13 protein-coding genes are annotated in these 14,832 nt (G+C 42.0%); 5 read left to right on the forward strand and 8 right to left on the reverse strand.

Annotation, left to right across the window (positions count from 1 at the left end; all coding sequences use genetic code 11):
* Positions 1-88 precede the first annotated feature (88 nt).
* The gene (locus tag ACL8WY_RS14760; protein WP_436515523.1) at positions 89-583 is read left to right on the forward strand and encodes a hypothetical protein; all 495 of its coding nucleotides are present in this window, start codon (positions 89-91) and stop codon (positions 581-583) included.
* Positions 584-792: 209 nt separating this feature from the next.
* Positions 793-1,368 (forward strand): hypothetical protein, encoded by a 576-nt coding sequence (locus ACL8WY_RS14765; protein ID WP_436515524.1) that lies wholly within the window; start codon positions 793-795, stop codon positions 1,366-1,368.
* Positions 1,369-1,490: 122 nt separating this feature from the next.
* Here the strand turns inward: ACL8WY_RS14765 and ACL8WY_RS14770 are convergent, their stop codons facing one another.
* Positions 1,491-2,930: a pyridoxal phosphate-dependent decarboxylase family protein gene (locus ACL8WY_RS14770; RefSeq protein ID WP_436515525.1), complete on the reverse strand. Its 1,440-nt coding sequence runs from the start codon at positions 2,928-2,930 to the stop codon at positions 1,491-1,493.
* A complete protein-coding gene (locus ACL8WY_RS14775) occupies positions 2,923-3,408 on the reverse strand; it encodes a MarR family winged helix-turn-helix transcriptional regulator (protein ID WP_436515526.1) in 486 nt (161 codons plus the stop codon). The genes ACL8WY_RS14770 and ACL8WY_RS14775 overlap by 8 nt, the downstream gene beginning before the upstream one ends.
* Before the next feature lie 95 nt (positions 3,409-3,503).
* Here ACL8WY_RS14775 and ACL8WY_RS14780 point away from each other — a divergent pair, with 95 nt between their 5' ends.
* Positions 3,504-6,947 carry a pyruvate carboxylase gene (locus ACL8WY_RS14780; protein ID WP_436515527.1) on the forward strand — a complete coding sequence of 1,148 codons (3,444 nt, stop codon included), beginning with the start codon at positions 3,504-3,506 and terminating at the stop codon, positions 6,945-6,947.
* Here ACL8WY_RS14780 and ACL8WY_RS14785 read toward each other — a convergent pair.
* From ACL8WY_RS14785 to ACL8WY_RS14800, 4 genes are all read right to left on the reverse strand, one after another.
* Positions 6,944-7,150: a helix-turn-helix domain-containing protein gene (locus ACL8WY_RS14785; protein ID WP_436515528.1), complete on the reverse strand. Its 207-nt coding sequence runs from the start codon at positions 7,148-7,150 to the stop codon at positions 6,944-6,946. The two genes, ACL8WY_RS14780 and ACL8WY_RS14785, sit on opposite strands and share 4 nt — an antisense overlap.
* 3 nt (positions 7,151-7,153) lie before the next feature.
* Positions 7,154-7,693, reverse strand: coding sequence for a DUF2975 domain-containing protein (locus ACL8WY_RS14790; RefSeq protein WP_436515529.1), 540 nt, complete (start codon positions 7,691-7,693; stop codon positions 7,154-7,156).
* An 82-nt stretch (positions 7,694-7,775) separates the two neighbouring features.
* The gene (locus ACL8WY_RS14795; protein WP_436515530.1) at positions 7,776-8,309 is read right to left on the reverse strand and encodes a CIA30 family protein; all 534 of its coding nucleotides are present in this window, start codon (positions 8,307-8,309) and stop codon (positions 7,776-7,778) included.
* Positions 8,310-8,366: 57 nt separating this feature from the next.
* Positions 8,367-9,842, reverse strand: coding sequence for an outer membrane protein assembly factor BamB family protein (locus tag ACL8WY_RS14800; RefSeq protein ID WP_436515531.1), 1,476 nt, complete (start codon positions 9,840-9,842; stop codon positions 8,367-8,369).
* 88 nt (positions 9,843-9,930) lie between these two features.
* On the opposite strand from ACL8WY_RS14800, the gene ACL8WY_RS14805 reads away from it, so the two are divergent.
* Entirely contained in the window at positions 9,931-11,817 is a 1,887-nt protein-coding gene (locus ACL8WY_RS14805) for a RecQ family ATP-dependent DNA helicase (protein ID WP_436515532.1), read from the forward strand.
* Here the strand turns inward: ACL8WY_RS14805 and ACL8WY_RS14810 are convergent.
* Positions 11,814-13,001 carry a phosphoglycerate kinase gene (locus ACL8WY_RS14810; protein ID WP_436515533.1) on the reverse strand — a complete coding sequence of 396 codons (1,188 nt, stop codon included), beginning with the start codon at positions 12,999-13,001 and terminating at the stop codon, positions 11,814-11,816. The genes ACL8WY_RS14805 and ACL8WY_RS14810 overlap by 4 nt on opposite strands.
* Positions 13,002-13,099: 98 nt before the next feature.
* On the opposite strand from ACL8WY_RS14810, the gene ACL8WY_RS14815 reads away from it, so the two are divergent.
* Positions 13,100-13,840, forward strand: a complete 741-nt coding sequence (locus ACL8WY_RS14815) for a TspO/MBR family protein (RefSeq protein WP_436515534.1) — start codon at positions 13,100-13,102, stop codon at positions 13,838-13,840.
* Here ACL8WY_RS14815 and ACL8WY_RS14820 read toward each other — a convergent pair whose 3' ends face one another.
* Positions 13,841-14,815 carry a polyprenyl synthetase family protein gene (locus tag ACL8WY_RS14820; RefSeq protein WP_436515535.1) on the reverse strand — a complete coding sequence of 325 codons (975 nt, stop codon included), beginning with the start codon at positions 14,813-14,815 and terminating at the stop codon, positions 13,841-13,843. It lies immediately after the preceding gene.
* Between the last annotated feature and the right edge of the window lie 17 nt (positions 14,816-14,832).

Genomic DNA, 14,832 nt, shown 5'->3' on the forward strand with positions numbered 1-14,832 from the left:
AATTACGAGTTTAAGCACTTAGTGCTGTTATTATGTGATCAATGGATAAATTAGTGACAGCCTTTTCTTATAACCTACTACAACTAAAATGAAAAAATCAAACCAGTACTTCTTGCTATTTTTTATTTCCATTGCACTGATCTCATGCGGCCCTTCATCCGAGCGTTCAGAATCCGAACAAACTGAAGAATCAGCAGAAACAGAGACTACTCAAGAGGTCGACCAGTTAACTTATCAGGATGTCGTTGCGATGGTTTATGATGATCAAGGTGAAGGCATCGAGTGGCATGGGGAGGAAATGCCCAATGACCTTACTCAGTTTTTAGTTATCACAGAAGGTAATGTATGTGGTGAAGGTGATTGTGGTAAGCGTCTATCACTTATCAACACGTCAGATCGCTCCATAACCACTATCATTCGTGGTGACTATGACATTGAAGGAGATCAAGGATACATCCCCAGAAAGTATGTGGTTTCTGCCAGTGATACACTTATGATTGGTTGCTCTCATTTGTGTTACGGTGGAAAAGGTTATTCATTTCCGCGTACGATTGTAGCAAGTACATATACTGAAATGGAATAGTATTATTCAACTTACAATATCTAAAGTCGGATTTATCCGGTTTTTTTCGTTTTTGGAAGGGATAATTTTCTACATCAATTGTGCGTTAAGGTTTCGAGACTGTGATGCTCGAAAACCTATTTTTTGAATTCTTTTGGGCTCTTTTCATGAAAAGAATTTACTTCGCGTCTCGATACAATTGAATTGTTGATTTAAGAAGCTTAACCGAAATGAAATCCTTGAGACTTAGTTTAATTCTAATGTTTGTTTGTGCAGTGCAACTTCAGTCTGTAGCACAGGAATCTTTGCAAGAAAAGTATGATGCCATGCTGGAAAGTACTGAAACTTATGAGCAGTATAAAGTTATTCCGCGCACGACATTGCGTGGGTTTTGGAGCGAGGTAAGTGATTCTTTGCAACGAAATACACGGACCATCAATGACTTGCAATCTCAGATTTTAACACAACAAGCTTCCATCGAATCCCTGGAGGGGAATGTGGCAGACCTGCAGACCAGGCTGGATGAGAGTCTGAATGTGAATGATTCCATAAGCTTTGTTGGTATTCAATTCTCTAAACTGGGCTATCACCTGATGGTGTGGCTGATAATTATTGTTTTGGCTACACTAGGTGTAATTTCTTACCTGATGTTCATGCGCAGCAATCGGGTGACCACTCGCGTGAAAAAAGAGTACGACACGCTCAATGCTGAGTTTGAAGAACACAAAGGAAAAGCGAGAGAGGTTCAGGCAAAACTCAAGCGCGAGCTACAAACAGCCGTTAACCAGTTGAACGAGCGGAGGTAATTTTTTGTATCATTCCTGACGAAACAAAGTATAGTTCAAAAATCTTCTCTGAACCTCAGCATAAAATTCCGGTATTTATCGTACCTCCAAAACCGGAATGACGAAAATTGATCTCGGTGAATCTAAACCAAGTCATTTCCTACCTCTCTCACAACCTTAACCAAATAATCCACCGTTCCTTTATGCATTCTATGGTTGATCAGGCAGGCGCGTATCACAAACTGTTTATTAATGGTTGTACCCGTAATAAACACCCGACCATCACGCTCCAATGCTGGAATTAGCTTTCGATTTAGTTCCTCGATTTTAGATTCGTCCGTCAATCCGTTGGTAAATCGGAAGCAAGTAACTGCCAGATGTGATGTGCTTTTCAATTCAAAATCATCTGCTTTTTCTACTTCCTCGGCCAGGTAATGCGCAAGGTCTATGTCTTTCTGAATCATGCTACGCAGCTTTTGCATTCCATAGGTCTTTAGGCTCATCCAGACTTTTACGGCCTTCGCATTTCTAGTTAGCTGGAAATAATGTTCATTGAAATTAGTGCGACCTTGTTCTTCCAATCTGGTATCCAGATAGGAAGCACGCTTGTAGTACGTCCGCTGCAAAAGGCTGAAATCATTCACCAGAAGACAGCCCGCTTCGAAAGTCTGATACATCCACTTATGAAAATCAAGAGCTAAAGAGTCGGCCAGCTCAATGCCTTTATATTCTTTTTGAATAGAATCAAGGCAAGCAGGCAGCCCTCCATATGCCCCGTCGATGTGAAACCACATATCATGTCCCTTTGCAATCGAGGCGAGTTCCGTCAGATCGTCAATCGCTCCAGTGTTTACTGTGCCTGCTGTACCCACTATACAGAAAGGAGTGAAACCGGCTGCTTTGTCTTCCTCAATCGCTGATTTTAGTGCTTCGGTATTTATGGTAAAGTCCTCATTTACTTCAATTTTCCTTAATTGATCTGTACCAATGCCCAACTCTTCCATGCTTTTGTCCACACATCCATGCACCTCAGTGGAGGCATAAACGGTAAATGGCTTCATGGCAAACAGACCCTTTTCTCTTACTTTATACTTCTCAAAGAATATATTTCGAGCTACGGTTAGTCCGGCAAGGTTGGCTGCTGAGCCTCCGCTTACCATCACGCCACCGCAATTTTCACCAAAGGTCGTAAGCTCACCGGCCCATTGTACTACGCGTTTTTCTATTTCGCTCACAGCTGGTCCTAAGTGCCACTTGCCCACATTCTGGTTGATGGTTGCTGTAAGCTTTTCAGCCAAAAGCGACATCTGAGAACCACCGGCCATCACATAGGCATACATGTATGGTCCTAGGTTGTTGGTGGCTGTGTCCATTACTTTCTCTTTGAATAAATCCAGTACCTGCTCAGGAGGTAAGCCATCATGAGGTAGTTCTTCATCAAACCAGGCTTCTATTTCTGATTGGGGAAAGTAGTGATAAGCTTTCTTTTCCTCCATGTTTGCATGTTGGCTCAAAACCAGATCTGAGGTTTTGTTCAGAAGCTCTTCAAAGCGTTCGGGTGTAAAGTCGAGTGAGTTATTCATTACCTAGTTCATTTAGCGTTCGTGTTTTAAAATCTTGTTGGCTGTAGAGTATTTCCAGTGATTCCAGCTGATCCATGAAATTGCTGTCTTCAGGGAAGAGTTTGCGAACACCTGCTATACCCGCCTCCCATATCTGTTCGAACTCAGGAAGGTTATCCTCCGCTTTTTGAGAGAGTGTAAAATTCTTTTTTCTTGAATCTGACTTATCGGTTGTACACACCAGATATCCTGCCTTTTCCATCTTACTCACCATAGTAATGATAGAAGGGTGGGAGAAGTGAAGCTTGGCTGCCATCTCAGTAACTGAAAGCTGCTCATACTTCTTCAAAAGCCTAAACATCAAAAACCAATTGGGTTCAATGTCTTTACCCAAGGCTTTATACATCTGCCGTCCACTATGGACCATCGCCTCACTTAGTCGCTTCAGACGAACAGCAAGACCTAAATACCCAAGCTCATTTACAAAATCGTACTTCATATTTACGTAGTTGACTACACTAATATAGGAAAAATAAATGTAGTTGTCTACATAGTTTATGGATTGTCTCGTGATTTCTTTAATTTCCATCGTGTATGGAAAATCAAAAGTTCTTCAAGAAGATCATGGTCGCCAATCGTGGGGAAATTGGCATTCGGGTACTACGTGCAATCTCAGAGTTACACATTCGATCAGTAGCTATATATACCTATGAGGATCGGTACTCACTACATAGATATAAGGCTGATGAGGCCTATCAGATTGGCCCGAATGAGGAACCATTGAAGCCATATTTAGACATTGAGGAAATCATTTCTGTCGCCAAGGAGAATGAAGTTGATGCTATTCATCCCGGTTATGGGTTTCTATCTGAGAATGTAGCGTTTGCCAGAAGATGTAGAGAAGAAGGAATCACATTTATAGGTCCGGAACCTGAAGTGATGTCGCAGTTGGGAGACAAGGTGATGGCCAAGAAAGTAGCGAGAGCGGCTAAAGTCCCTGTAATTGAGGATAACAAGGAGGTACTATCTAGTGAGCAAATTGCGAAGGATGAAGCTAAAAGAATCGGATATCCTGTGATATTGAAAGCCTCTGCTGGAGGCGGCGGAAGAGGCATGCGTGTGGTTCGAGATGAAAGTTCGCTGATGAAGTCTTTCAATGAAGCAAAGTCAGAGGCAGGAAAAGCTTTTGGTGATGACACCATTTTCCTTGAGAAATATGTGGAAAATCCTAAGCATATAGAAGTGCAGATTTTAGCAGACAATGCAGGAAATATTGTGCATCTCTACGAGCGTGATTGCTCAGTACAGCGGCGATTTCAAAAAGTAGTAGAGGTTGCGCCGAGCGTCGGACTAAAAGATGCTACGCGAGAAAAGCTATATGAATATGCACTGAAGATTGCCAGACAAGTAAATTATAACAACGCCGGCACGGTCGAATTCCTCGTAGACCCAGATGAGAATATCTATTTCATTGAGGTGAATCCGCGAGTTCAAGTGGAGCATACCATTACCGAGGAGGTAACAGGTATAGATATCGTACGATCACAAATATTGATAGCCGCAGGATGCAAACTTTCGCACCCACAGATTTTTATTCATTCACAAGATGACATCCAGACGCGTGGTTTTGCAGTGCAATGTCGGGTGACTACAGAAGATCCTGGAAATGGATTTAAACCTGACTATGGTACCATTATCGCCTACCGAAGTGCTGGTGGATTTGGGATTAGATTGGATGCGGGAAATGTCTATAACGGCGTAAAAATCTCTCCATTCTTTGACTCGCTGCTTGTGAAGGTGACAGCTAAAGGAAGGACTCTGAAAGGAAGTGCTCAACGACTGCACCGGGCATTACGAGAATTCAGAGTACGTGGAGTAAAGACCAATATTGGCTTTCTGGAGAACGTGATTTATACCGAAGATTTTTTCACAGGAAAAGCTACAGTCAACTTCATCGATAGTCATCCTGAGCTTTTCCAAATCAAAAAGAGCTTTGATCGTGGTACAAAAACACTTAACTACATTGGTGAGGTTTCAGTCAATGGAAGCCCGGACGTAAAGTCATTCGACCCGAATCGAGCGTTCCGAGAACCGAAGCTTCCATCGTTGCAAAAAGGATTGGCTATTCCGGAAGGTTCGCGTGATCTACTGAAAAAGCTTGGAAGGGAAAAGTTTGTTCAATCAATCAAGGACGACCCTAAAGTCCACTTCACAGATACCACCTGGAGGGATGCGCATCAGTCGCTATTAGCTACCAGGTTTCGGACTGAAGATATGCTAAAAGTAGCAGCAGGTTACGCCCAGCAAAATCCGGAAGTTTTTTCCATGGAGATGTGGGGAGGCGCAACTTTCGATGTGTCTATGCGCTTTCTCAAGGAAAGTCCATGGAAGCGGCTGCAATTGATGCGGGAGGCTGTCCCGAATATATTATTTCAAATGCTTTTGCGAGGATCCAATGGCGTAGGCTACACTGCCTATCCGGACAACCTGATTGAAAAATTCATCGAGCGAACAGCAGAGAATGGAATGGATATCTTCCGAATTTTCGATTCACTCAATTGGATCGAAAACATGAAAGTGAGCATTAAAGCGGTACGTGAACGCACCGAATCCTTGGCTGAGGCATGTATTTGCTATACTGGAGAAGTTCAAGACGATGCTCAGCAGAAATATACTTTGCAATATTATCTGGATATGGCTCGACAGTTGGAAGACGAAGGTGCACATATGCTTGCAATCAAGGATATGGCCGGCTTACTTAAGCCATACAGTGCGCAATTGCTTGTTTCTGAAATAAAGAAAGTAGTGGATCTTCCAATTCATTTGCATACGCACGATACTTCGTCGATGCAGGCGGCTATGTACCTCAAAGCCATTGAGTCAGGTGTAGATATCATTGATGTTTCACTTGCATCCATGTCTGGTTTAACCTCTCAGCCCAACTTCAACTCACTAGTTGCGACATTACAATATCACGAACGAGGCAGGGAAATGAACCTAAAATCCCTAAACACTCATTCGACTTATTTTGAGGATGTAAGAGAATTCTATTATCCATTTGAGTCAGGATTGAAAGCAGGTACTGCAGAGGTCTACGATCATGAAATCCCGGGCGGTCAATATTCAAACCTACGTCCGCAGGCGATTGCACTAGGCTTAGAGCACAAGTTTGAAACCATTAAGAAAAACTATGCAGCGGTCAACGAGCTATTTGGAGATATTGTAAAAGTGACTCCATCCTCTAAAGTAGTAGGAGACATGGCCATGTTTATGACGGCTAATGACCTATCAGCTGAAGACATCTTTGAAAAAGGAGATACACTTTCATTTCCGGAATCAGTAGTCGGCTTCTTCAAAGGAGACCTTGGACAACCACATGGAGGATTCCCTGCCGAAATCAGCAAATTGATCCTGAAGAATCAAAAGCCTTTGCAAGGGCGTGCCAATGACAACATGGAGCCGGTGGACTTTGATAAGGAGTTTGCTGCCTTTCAGACGGAATTCCCTCGTACTGATATCGATGATTTTCTATCCTATAAACTATATCCAAAGGTTTACAAAGAATACTATCAGCATCTACAGGATTTTGATGAGGTGACCCATTTGCCTACACCTGTGTTTTTCTATGGTATGAAGCGTGGCGAGGAGATCATCGTTGAGATAGCGAAAGGTAAGAGCATCATCATTGAGATGGGCTTTATTACTGAGCCGGACGATGAAGGCATGCGCACGGTTTCTTTCAAGCTCAATGGTCAGACCAGAAAGATTAGCATTCGGGACAGGAATGTGGCTGTACAAAAAGTATCAAACCGCAAGGCTGAAACCGACAAGGAAATAGGCTCACCCTTGCAAGGCAAAATTGCTGAGATCAAAGTGAAGGAAGGAGACAAGGTGAAGAAAGATGATGTGCTTTTTGTTATTGAGGCGATGAAAATGGAGACCACTGTATCTTCTTCTATTTCCGGTACAGTGAAGAAAATGCATTTACAAGCTGGCGAGCTAGTAGAGCAGGATGATTTGGTGGTGGAAATCAGCTAGTCTTTTTGAAATTCCAGCAGATCTCCAGGCTGACAATCCAGCGCCTCACAAAGTGCTTCAAGCGTGGTGAAGCGCATGGCTTTTGCTTTCCCGGTTTTCAGAATAGAAAGGTTAGCTTCAGTTATTCCAAGTTGGCTAGCAAGATCTTTTGAGCGAATCTTTCGTTTAGCCATCATCACATCTAGGTTTACAATGATTGGCATGGCTTAAATAGTTAGTTTGTTGTCTTCCATCAGTTTGTTTCCCTCTGAAAATATTTCTGCTAGTACGAAGCAGATCAATGCCCAAACTGCATAATTGAAATAGAAACCTACTGAAATAGACGCAACTTCATCGTAAATTTTGATTGTGGGAATTGCCAATAAAAACCATATTAAAAACAGGTTTCCCATTCTTCGGAAAGAAGCAACATTTTCTGACCTGAAGGTATCCAGGTGCTCTATGGATTTAATGATGCGATGGGCAGTCTGGAGAATTAGGTATAGCACTCCAACTATGATCAAGGCTCGAAGAATTAAGAAGTAGAAATAAAAACTACTGTATTTACTTAAAGGCATTCCTTCAGCATTGTCACTATTGGTGAACTTGAATATACTGCCATCATGCACCACACGGATATTTTCGAACAAATCGACATCAATTTGCCACACAATCATCAGTATGATTAGAATGGATCCTAGTAGGATGTCACCAAACAGCAGTATCCTGGTTGTGAGCTTTGCTAATCGTAGAATTTTGTTATTCATAGGTAATTAATTTTTGCAATTATACAATTAATTATTGAAAAACAATAATTATATATCAAAATTCAATACCTAAATAACTGTATCAATTCCCAATTAATATTTTATCAATGATAAGCTTGAAGTCTTGTGCTTTTTTATTTCCGATCAAGAAGATGACTTCTCGGATAGTATCGTGCGAGAAGTTAGGACTGTTTAGTTTTCTTCCGCGAAATGAAGGATACATCTCCTTTAAAGGAATCTCTACCTCTTCCCACTCACCGGAAGTCTCAAAAGTATATATGTAAGAATAGTAGGCTCTGGAATCCTGCTTTACTCGAAATTGATATTTTTTACCATCTCCTTTTAGCTTGATCACGAGCTTATCATTAGCAGAAACTTCATTTATGCGAGTACTATGTCTCACAGACGAAAAGCCACCGTTATTCTCCAATGAGACTGTTCCTGAAAATACGCCGTGACCTTCTTCATTGATTTCAAAGTTTCCATCGGATCTTCCACCCATCACCACATCATCGACTATTTGCCAGGAATTTGGATTAGTTGAGGTGTCGAAATCAAAAACGACCTGTGGAGTTGCAGTCAGCATAATGAGAATAAAATTTAAGAGATAAAGCATGAAACTTGTTTTCAATGAAACAAGCAAAATGATCAACTGTTTGAACTAGCGATTCATTTAGTCTTTATACACTCCATCGTAATCGCTTCCCATATAGGCTCCCCACTTCACTGGATTTTTAATCTCGATATCGGTTTTGATGAGATTAACTCTCAAGTTATTCATCGCAAAGACATTCCTGGATTCGGTATGATTGCAGTAGATGATATCAAATTTGCCATCACCATCAAGATCACCGATCCATGGAGTAGAGGCCAGATTTATTCCGAATTGCGCACGGGTAAACTGATGTACACTTTTGTTTTTGAAATCATACAACACCAGCGCGTTAAAGTAGTCTTTTAATGGAAACGTTTCTACCAAAATGTTGACACTGAGTAGTGCATCATCAAACCCATCCTGTGTGATGTCTGCAATAATGGGCGTGCTGGTTTGCACGGATCCCATTGTGCCAGTAAAGATGGCATCTCCGGATTGCCCGTCTATTAATCGTTGCTTTGAGTTGGTAAGGTTTGGCCAAACACCGGAGGCATACACAGAGAAAAAGTCCAGTTTATCTGCTTCAAAAAAATTACCAGCTGCTATTGAACCATAAGCTTCTGAAGATGGAGTTAAAGACTGCCATAGTGTCTCTTTGTTTTTACCATCAACTGCGATCATCCGTCCATCAACTGCGTTAATCAAAACATCCAGCGTTCCGTCTTTGGTTACGTCGATTAATAGTGGAGGCGCGATAAATCCTTTTTCTGGACTGGTAGCTATTGAGACTGCTTTGCTAAGGTCTTCATTTCGTACGTCTTTTAGCGTGCTGATGTACATATTCCCTCCCACGGTTTCTCCGCCGGTTCCAAAAATGACTGAGTAGTCTTTAGCCTCAGGGGAAAGTTTAGTAATCACAGTTGAACAGTAAATCTCCTTTCCATCCGGCATCATGGCCCGTGAGATGATCTTTCCATTTTGTCCATCAAGGATGAAAAGCTGTCCGGTAGGTCGATCTTTTTCATCTGCTTTTTTAGTCACATCTCCACCATTGGCTATGAGGATATCACGTTTTCCATCTCCATTTTGATCATCAATCATCTGAGGATTGTAAAAATTGTAGAAACCAAGCTCGCGCAATTTTTTGGGTTCTGATACTTTGGTAAACTCCCAAATAAGTTTTCCGGTGGCACCACTTATTGCTTTCAGCTCAGCTGAACGTCCAGAGATGAGCACATCATCGATCCCATCTTCATCAATGTCATAGACGGCCGCCGACCCAAACATTTGATCACGAGCGCCTACATGCCAAATCATGGAACCGTCTTTTCCATTCAACGCGATAACAGCTGTATCCGCCTGTTCAAATTCTTCACGTCCGCATCCTACGATAATATCTTTAATTCCGTCTTGATTGAGGTCAGCCACACGAGGCGAGGAAAATGTTCCCAGGCCCTTCAGTTCAACTGTCCATTTTGGTATAATTTGTGAATGGGCGGTGAATAGAAAAATAATAAATGTAAGGATGGTAAGGAGAGCTTTACGTATCGTCATAAGTTCTTTTCAATAGCTAAATTCAATTACCGGAAATAATTCTTTTACAATAGGTCGTACAACCGTTTTTCAATGTTAGCTTAGAATTGTGAATTTATCCGAAATACTTAAGCAATACTGGGGTTACGATTCATTCCGCCCAATGCAGGAAGATATCATTCGCTCTGTGGTAGATGGTAAAGACACGCTGGCTTTGCTACCCACTGGTGGAGGAAAGTCTATTTGTTTTCAGATCCCGGCTATGATGCTTGACGGTATTTGCATTGTTATTTCGCCATTGATTTCCCTCATGAAGGATCAGGTAGAGCAACTGAAGCGCCGAGGAATAAAGGCTTCAGCGATTTATTCGGGAATGAGTAAACGTGAAATTGATATCACTCTGGATAATTGCGTTTACGGTGGATTTAAATTTCTATATGTCTCTCCTGAGCGATTGAAAACGGAAATATTCATAGAGCGCGCCCGAAGGATGAATATTTCCCTTCTAGCTATCGATGAAGCGCATTGCATCTCGCAATGGGGCTATGATTTTCGACCGCCTTATATGGAGATAGCTACATTCAAAAATGAGCTGGGTATCGAGCGTTTGATAGCACTTACAGCCACAGCTACCAAGGAGGTGAAGAAAGACATTGCAGAAAGACTGGAAATGAAAGATGTTCAGATTTTTCAGAAAAGCTTTGCAAGAGCCAACCTTTCCTACTCTGCCTTTAAGTTGGAGAATAAAGAAGGTAAGCTAATGGAAATACTGGGCAACGTACATGGTACATCTGTTGTGTATGTAAGAAGTCGTAAACGTACCAGAGAGGTCGCTGAGCTACTCAAGAGAAATAACATTTCTGCGGATTACTATCATGCAGGACTTTCGGGAAAAGATCGTGGAGATAAACAAAGTGCCTGGATAGATAGCAAAGTCCGAGTTATGGTTGCTACCAATGCGTTTGGTATGGGCATAGACAAACCGGATGTTCGTACGGTTATCCATTTAGATTTGCCGGATTCACTTGAGGCCTATTACCAAGAGGCTGGTCGTGCCGGACGCGACGAAAAGAAAGCATACGCGGTTGCCTTGTATCATCCACACGACACCGATGAGCTGAGGGAACGAACGGATCGTTCGGTGGTCTCGCTTGAGCAGATCAAACGAACCTATCAGGCCTTGGCCAATTACTACAAGATGGCTATCGGAAGTCATGCATTTTCAAGTTTCCCTTTTAACTATGAGCAATTTGTAAATACCTACAATCTGCCAATGATCGAGACGTATGCTGCCTTGAAAAAGCTGAGTGATGAAGGATTGATTCAAATGACAGAAGGTTTTTACGAGCAATCCAAGATCACCTTTTTGCTGGACAAAAGCGAAACATACAAGTTTCAGATAGCGAATCCCAAGCTCGATCCTTTTATCAAGACTTTGTTGCGATTGTATGGTGGAGAAGTGTTTGTTGGTTATTCAAAAATCAAGGAGAAGGATGTAGGATCATTGCTAAAGACGGACAAGGTGCAGGTAAGAAAGTGGCTGAAATTCCTAAATGAAAGTGAGGTGATTGATTATCAACCTGCCTTGGATTCTGCTACCATTACTTTTCTCACTCCTCGTCTGGATGCCGATAAATTACCAATAGACAACAAACAGATAGAGTGGCGCAGGAAGTTAGCTCAAGAAAAAGCTGCTGCTGTAATAGATTACATGCAATCCAAGGATTGTCGAACGCAGATTTTCCAACACTACTTTGATGAAAAAACTTCTCTAACCTGCGGAATATGTGATAATGACCTGGAGATCAAGAAAAGATTAAAAGCCAGCGAGATTCCTGTTGAAAAGCTGGAAGAAGTATTAGAAGCTCCTCGAAATATCACAGAGCTTCGAGCATTAATGTCCAACTATACAGAAGATCAAATTATGGAGGCGTTGCGCATTCTGATCAATGACAAAAAAGTAATCGAGCAAGAGGGAAAGTTTTCTCTGACTTAGCTCTCAAGTGCCGCCACTCCGGGAAGCACTTTTCCTTCCATGTATTCCAGCAATGCGCCACCACCAGTAGAAACGTAGGACACCTTGTCGCCATAGCCCAGATTATTTACGGCTGCTGCAGAATCTCCACCGCCGATAAGCGAGAATCCACCGTTCTCAGTCGCCTTCACCACCGCTTGTGCAATCGTATTTGTTCCTTCAGCAAAGTTGCTCATCTCGAATACGCCCATCGGGCCATTCCATAGTACAGTCTTTGATTTTTCTATGATCTGCGAAAATACCGTTCGAGATTCCGGACCTACATCCAATCCCATCCATCCGTCAGGAATAGCATAATTATCAGCAGTCTGAGTATTTGCTTCATTTCTGAAATCATCGGCAATGATCGAATCCTTTGGCAGCTGAAGGTCTACACCTTTTTCCTTTGCTTTCGAGATTAATTCTTTTGCGAGCGACAGTTTATCTTCCTCCACAAGTGAATTGCCGATTTGACCACCCATGGCTTTAAAAAAAGTGTAGCTCATACCACCACCAATGATCAGGTGATCTACCTTATCCAAAAGCCGCTCGATAATCATGATCTTGTCGGAGATCTTTGCTCCACCCATGATTGCGGTAAAAGGTCGTTCGGCCTTTTCCAGCACTTTTTGTGCATTTTCTAATTCTGCTTTCATCACATTACCGCAGCATTTTTCTTCAAAGAATTTAGCCACTACAGTTGTGGAGGCATGCGCACGATGAGCTGTTCCAAAAGCATCATTCACATAAATGTCACCATGAGAAGCAAGTTGCTTAGCAAAAGCTTCATCTCCGGCAGTTTCTTCTTTGTAGAAACGCACATTGTCCAGTAGCAAAACCTCACCACCCTGTAGCTGACTCGAAATCTCCTTGGCTGATTCTCCAATGCAATCACCGCCAAACTTCACGGCTACACCGAGTTTCTCACTAAGATTCTTGATGATATGTCGCAAAGAGAATTTGTCCTCTGGTCCATCTTTTGGTCTTCCTAAGTGGGACATCAGGATGCATGAACCACCATCATTCAGGATTTTTTTTAAAGTGGGAATTGCAGCGTTGATTCGAGTTTCATCGGTTACTTCCATGTCTGCATTTAAAGGAACATTGAAGTCCACACGTATCAATGCTTTTTTTCCTTTAAAATCGTAATCCTGAATAGTTTTCATGCGCGCGTAAATTTTAGAACCGCAAACATAAGAAGCCTATTTCAAATGGACTAGGTGAACAATCACTTCGGCCAGCAGTTCATACCTAAATTTGCAATATGAATCGAATCATTCCCGTATTCACTCTGTCTGTTGTGCTGATCGTAAACTTCTTAGCCAATTATCTTCCAATTGGTGGGCGAACAACCGGTGAGGTTTCTTCAACTTACCCGACATTGTTTACGCCGGCAGGCTTTACATTTTCTATTTGGGGACTGATCTACACACTGCTAATCTTTTATGTAATCTTCCAATTGCTTCCTCGAAATAAATTCAGAACCAATTTCGATCGCATCAATCGGCATTTTGTAGTCAATTGTATCGCCAATACACTTTGGATCATTTGCTGGCACTACGAGCTTATCACTTTATCATTGATTTTGATGGCTGTGATTTTGACTTCACTGATTGGGATTTACCGACACATTCTGCCAGATAAAATGGAGGGATTCAGAGATCGGTTATTCATACGAATTCCCTTCAGCTTATATCTCGGATGGATTACTGTGGCAACTCTTGCGAATATCAGTGTGGAACAAACGGTAATTGGAATGGACAATTGGATCATGACCAAAACTGTCTGGGTTTTTGTAGAATTGGCATTGGCAGGTGCTGTAGGAACAGTGATGATCATCAGGTACCGTGATCCGATATTTGGTGGAGTAGTAGCCTGGGCGGCTTATGGGATCACAGAAAAACAAGTGGATACACCAGAAGTGGCCGGAGCAGCAGCAGCCGTTATGATTCTTGTGTTAGTCATTCTAATTATTGAAGGGGTTAGAAGCGTGATTTTTAGGTGACTACTTCGTTCGTTCGATAGTAAACTGAACCAAATCCTCTAGTGAGTTTCTGAAAACAGATTCTGGAAGAGTCTGTAAGATATCTTTAGCCTTTTGATGAAAATCTTCCATTACAGAGATCGCGTATTCTATTCCTCCGGAGGCTTTCACAAAATCAATCACATCATGTACAAGCTTGGGTTTCTTCTCTGCGCGCTTCACCAGTCGTTTAATTCTCTTTTTTTCCAATTTCGAAGCCTTGTTAAGTGCATAAATAAGTGGAAGAGTCATCTTTTTCTCTTTAATGTCAATTCCTCTAGGCTTGCCAATCTCGAAAGTACCGTAATCGAATAAATCGTCTTTAATCTGAAAGGCCATGCCAACCGCGAGTCCAAATTCTCCCATCTTTTGAATGGTGGCTTCATCCGCTCCGGCAGAAGCTGCACCAACCTTACAGCATGATGTAATTAGGCTTGCAGTTTTTTGTCTGATCACTTCGTAATAAACATCTTCGCTTATGTCGAGTTTCCGCGCCTTCTCCATTTGCAGAAGTTCGCCTTCGCTCATCTCTTTAACTGCTTCAGTTGTTATTTTAAGAAGGTTAATGTCGTCATTTTCCATGGAGAGTATAAGGCCTCTGGAAAGTAGGAAATCTCCCACCAGTACCGCAATCTTATTTTTCCACAAAGCATTGATTGAGAAAAACCCTCGACGTGTTGATGAATCATCCACTACATCATCGTGAACCAGTGATGCGGTGTGGAGCAGTTCGATAAGTGATGCTCCTCGATAGGTAGATTCAGAAATCTCACCTGTTGCTCCGGCACTTAGAAAAACAAAAAGTGGGCGCATCTGCTTACCTTTTCTCCGAACTATATATCCGGTGATTTTGTCAAGAAGCATAACCTTACTCTTCATGGATTGTCGAAATTTCTTTTCGAATTCTTCCATTTCTGTAGCTACAGGTGCCTGGATGTCTTTTAATTTAAGTGTCATTCCGGTTGCAATTATAC

Origin of the sequence: Ekhidna algicida, assembly GCF_051379705.1 — a bacterium.
Classification (GTDB): Bacteria; Bacteroidota; Bacteroidia; order Cytophagales; family Cyclobacteriaceae; genus Ekhidna.

Coding starts and splice junctions, on each gene's coding strand:
- ACL8WY_RS14760 (WP_436515523.1), top strand. CDS start 89: ATGAAAAAATCAAACCAGTACTTCTTGCTATTTTTTATTTCCATTGCA.
- ACL8WY_RS14765 (WP_436515524.1), top strand. CDS start 793: ATGAAATCCTTGAGACTTAGTTTAATTCTAATGTTTGTTTGTGCAGTG.
- ACL8WY_RS14770 (WP_436515525.1), bottom strand. CDS start 2,930: ATGAATAACTCACTCGACTTTACACCCGAACGCTTTGAAGAGCTTCTG.
- ACL8WY_RS14775 (WP_436515526.1), bottom strand. CDS start 3,408: ATGAAGTACGATTTTGTAAATGAGCTTGGGTATTTAGGTCTTGCTGTT.
- ACL8WY_RS14780 (WP_436515527.1), top strand. CDS start 3,504: ATGGAAAATCAAAAGTTCTTCAAGAAGATCATGGTCGCCAATCGTGGG.
- ACL8WY_RS14785 (WP_436515528.1), bottom strand. CDS start 7,150: ATGCCAATCATTGTAAACCTAGATGTGATGATGGCTAAACGAAAGATT.
- ACL8WY_RS14790 (WP_436515529.1), bottom strand. CDS start 7,693: ATGAATAACAAAATTCTACGATTAGCAAAGCTCACAACCAGGATACTG.
- ACL8WY_RS14795 (WP_436515530.1), bottom strand. CDS start 8,309: ATGCTTTATCTCTTAAATTTTATTCTCATTATGCTGACTGCAACTCCA.
- ACL8WY_RS14800 (WP_436515531.1), bottom strand. CDS start 9,842: ATGACGATACGTAAAGCTCTCCTTACCATCCTTACATTTATTATTTTT.
- ACL8WY_RS14810 (WP_436515533.1), bottom strand. CDS start 13,001: ATGAAAACTATTCAGGATTACGATTTTAAAGGAAAAAAAGCATTGATA.
- ACL8WY_RS14815 (WP_436515534.1), top strand. CDS start 13,100: ATGAATCGAATCATTCCCGTATTCACTCTGTCTGTTGTGCTGATCGTA.
- ACL8WY_RS14820 (WP_436515535.1), bottom strand. CDS start 14,815: ATGACACTTAAATTAAAAGACATCCAGGCACCTGTAGCTACAGAAATG.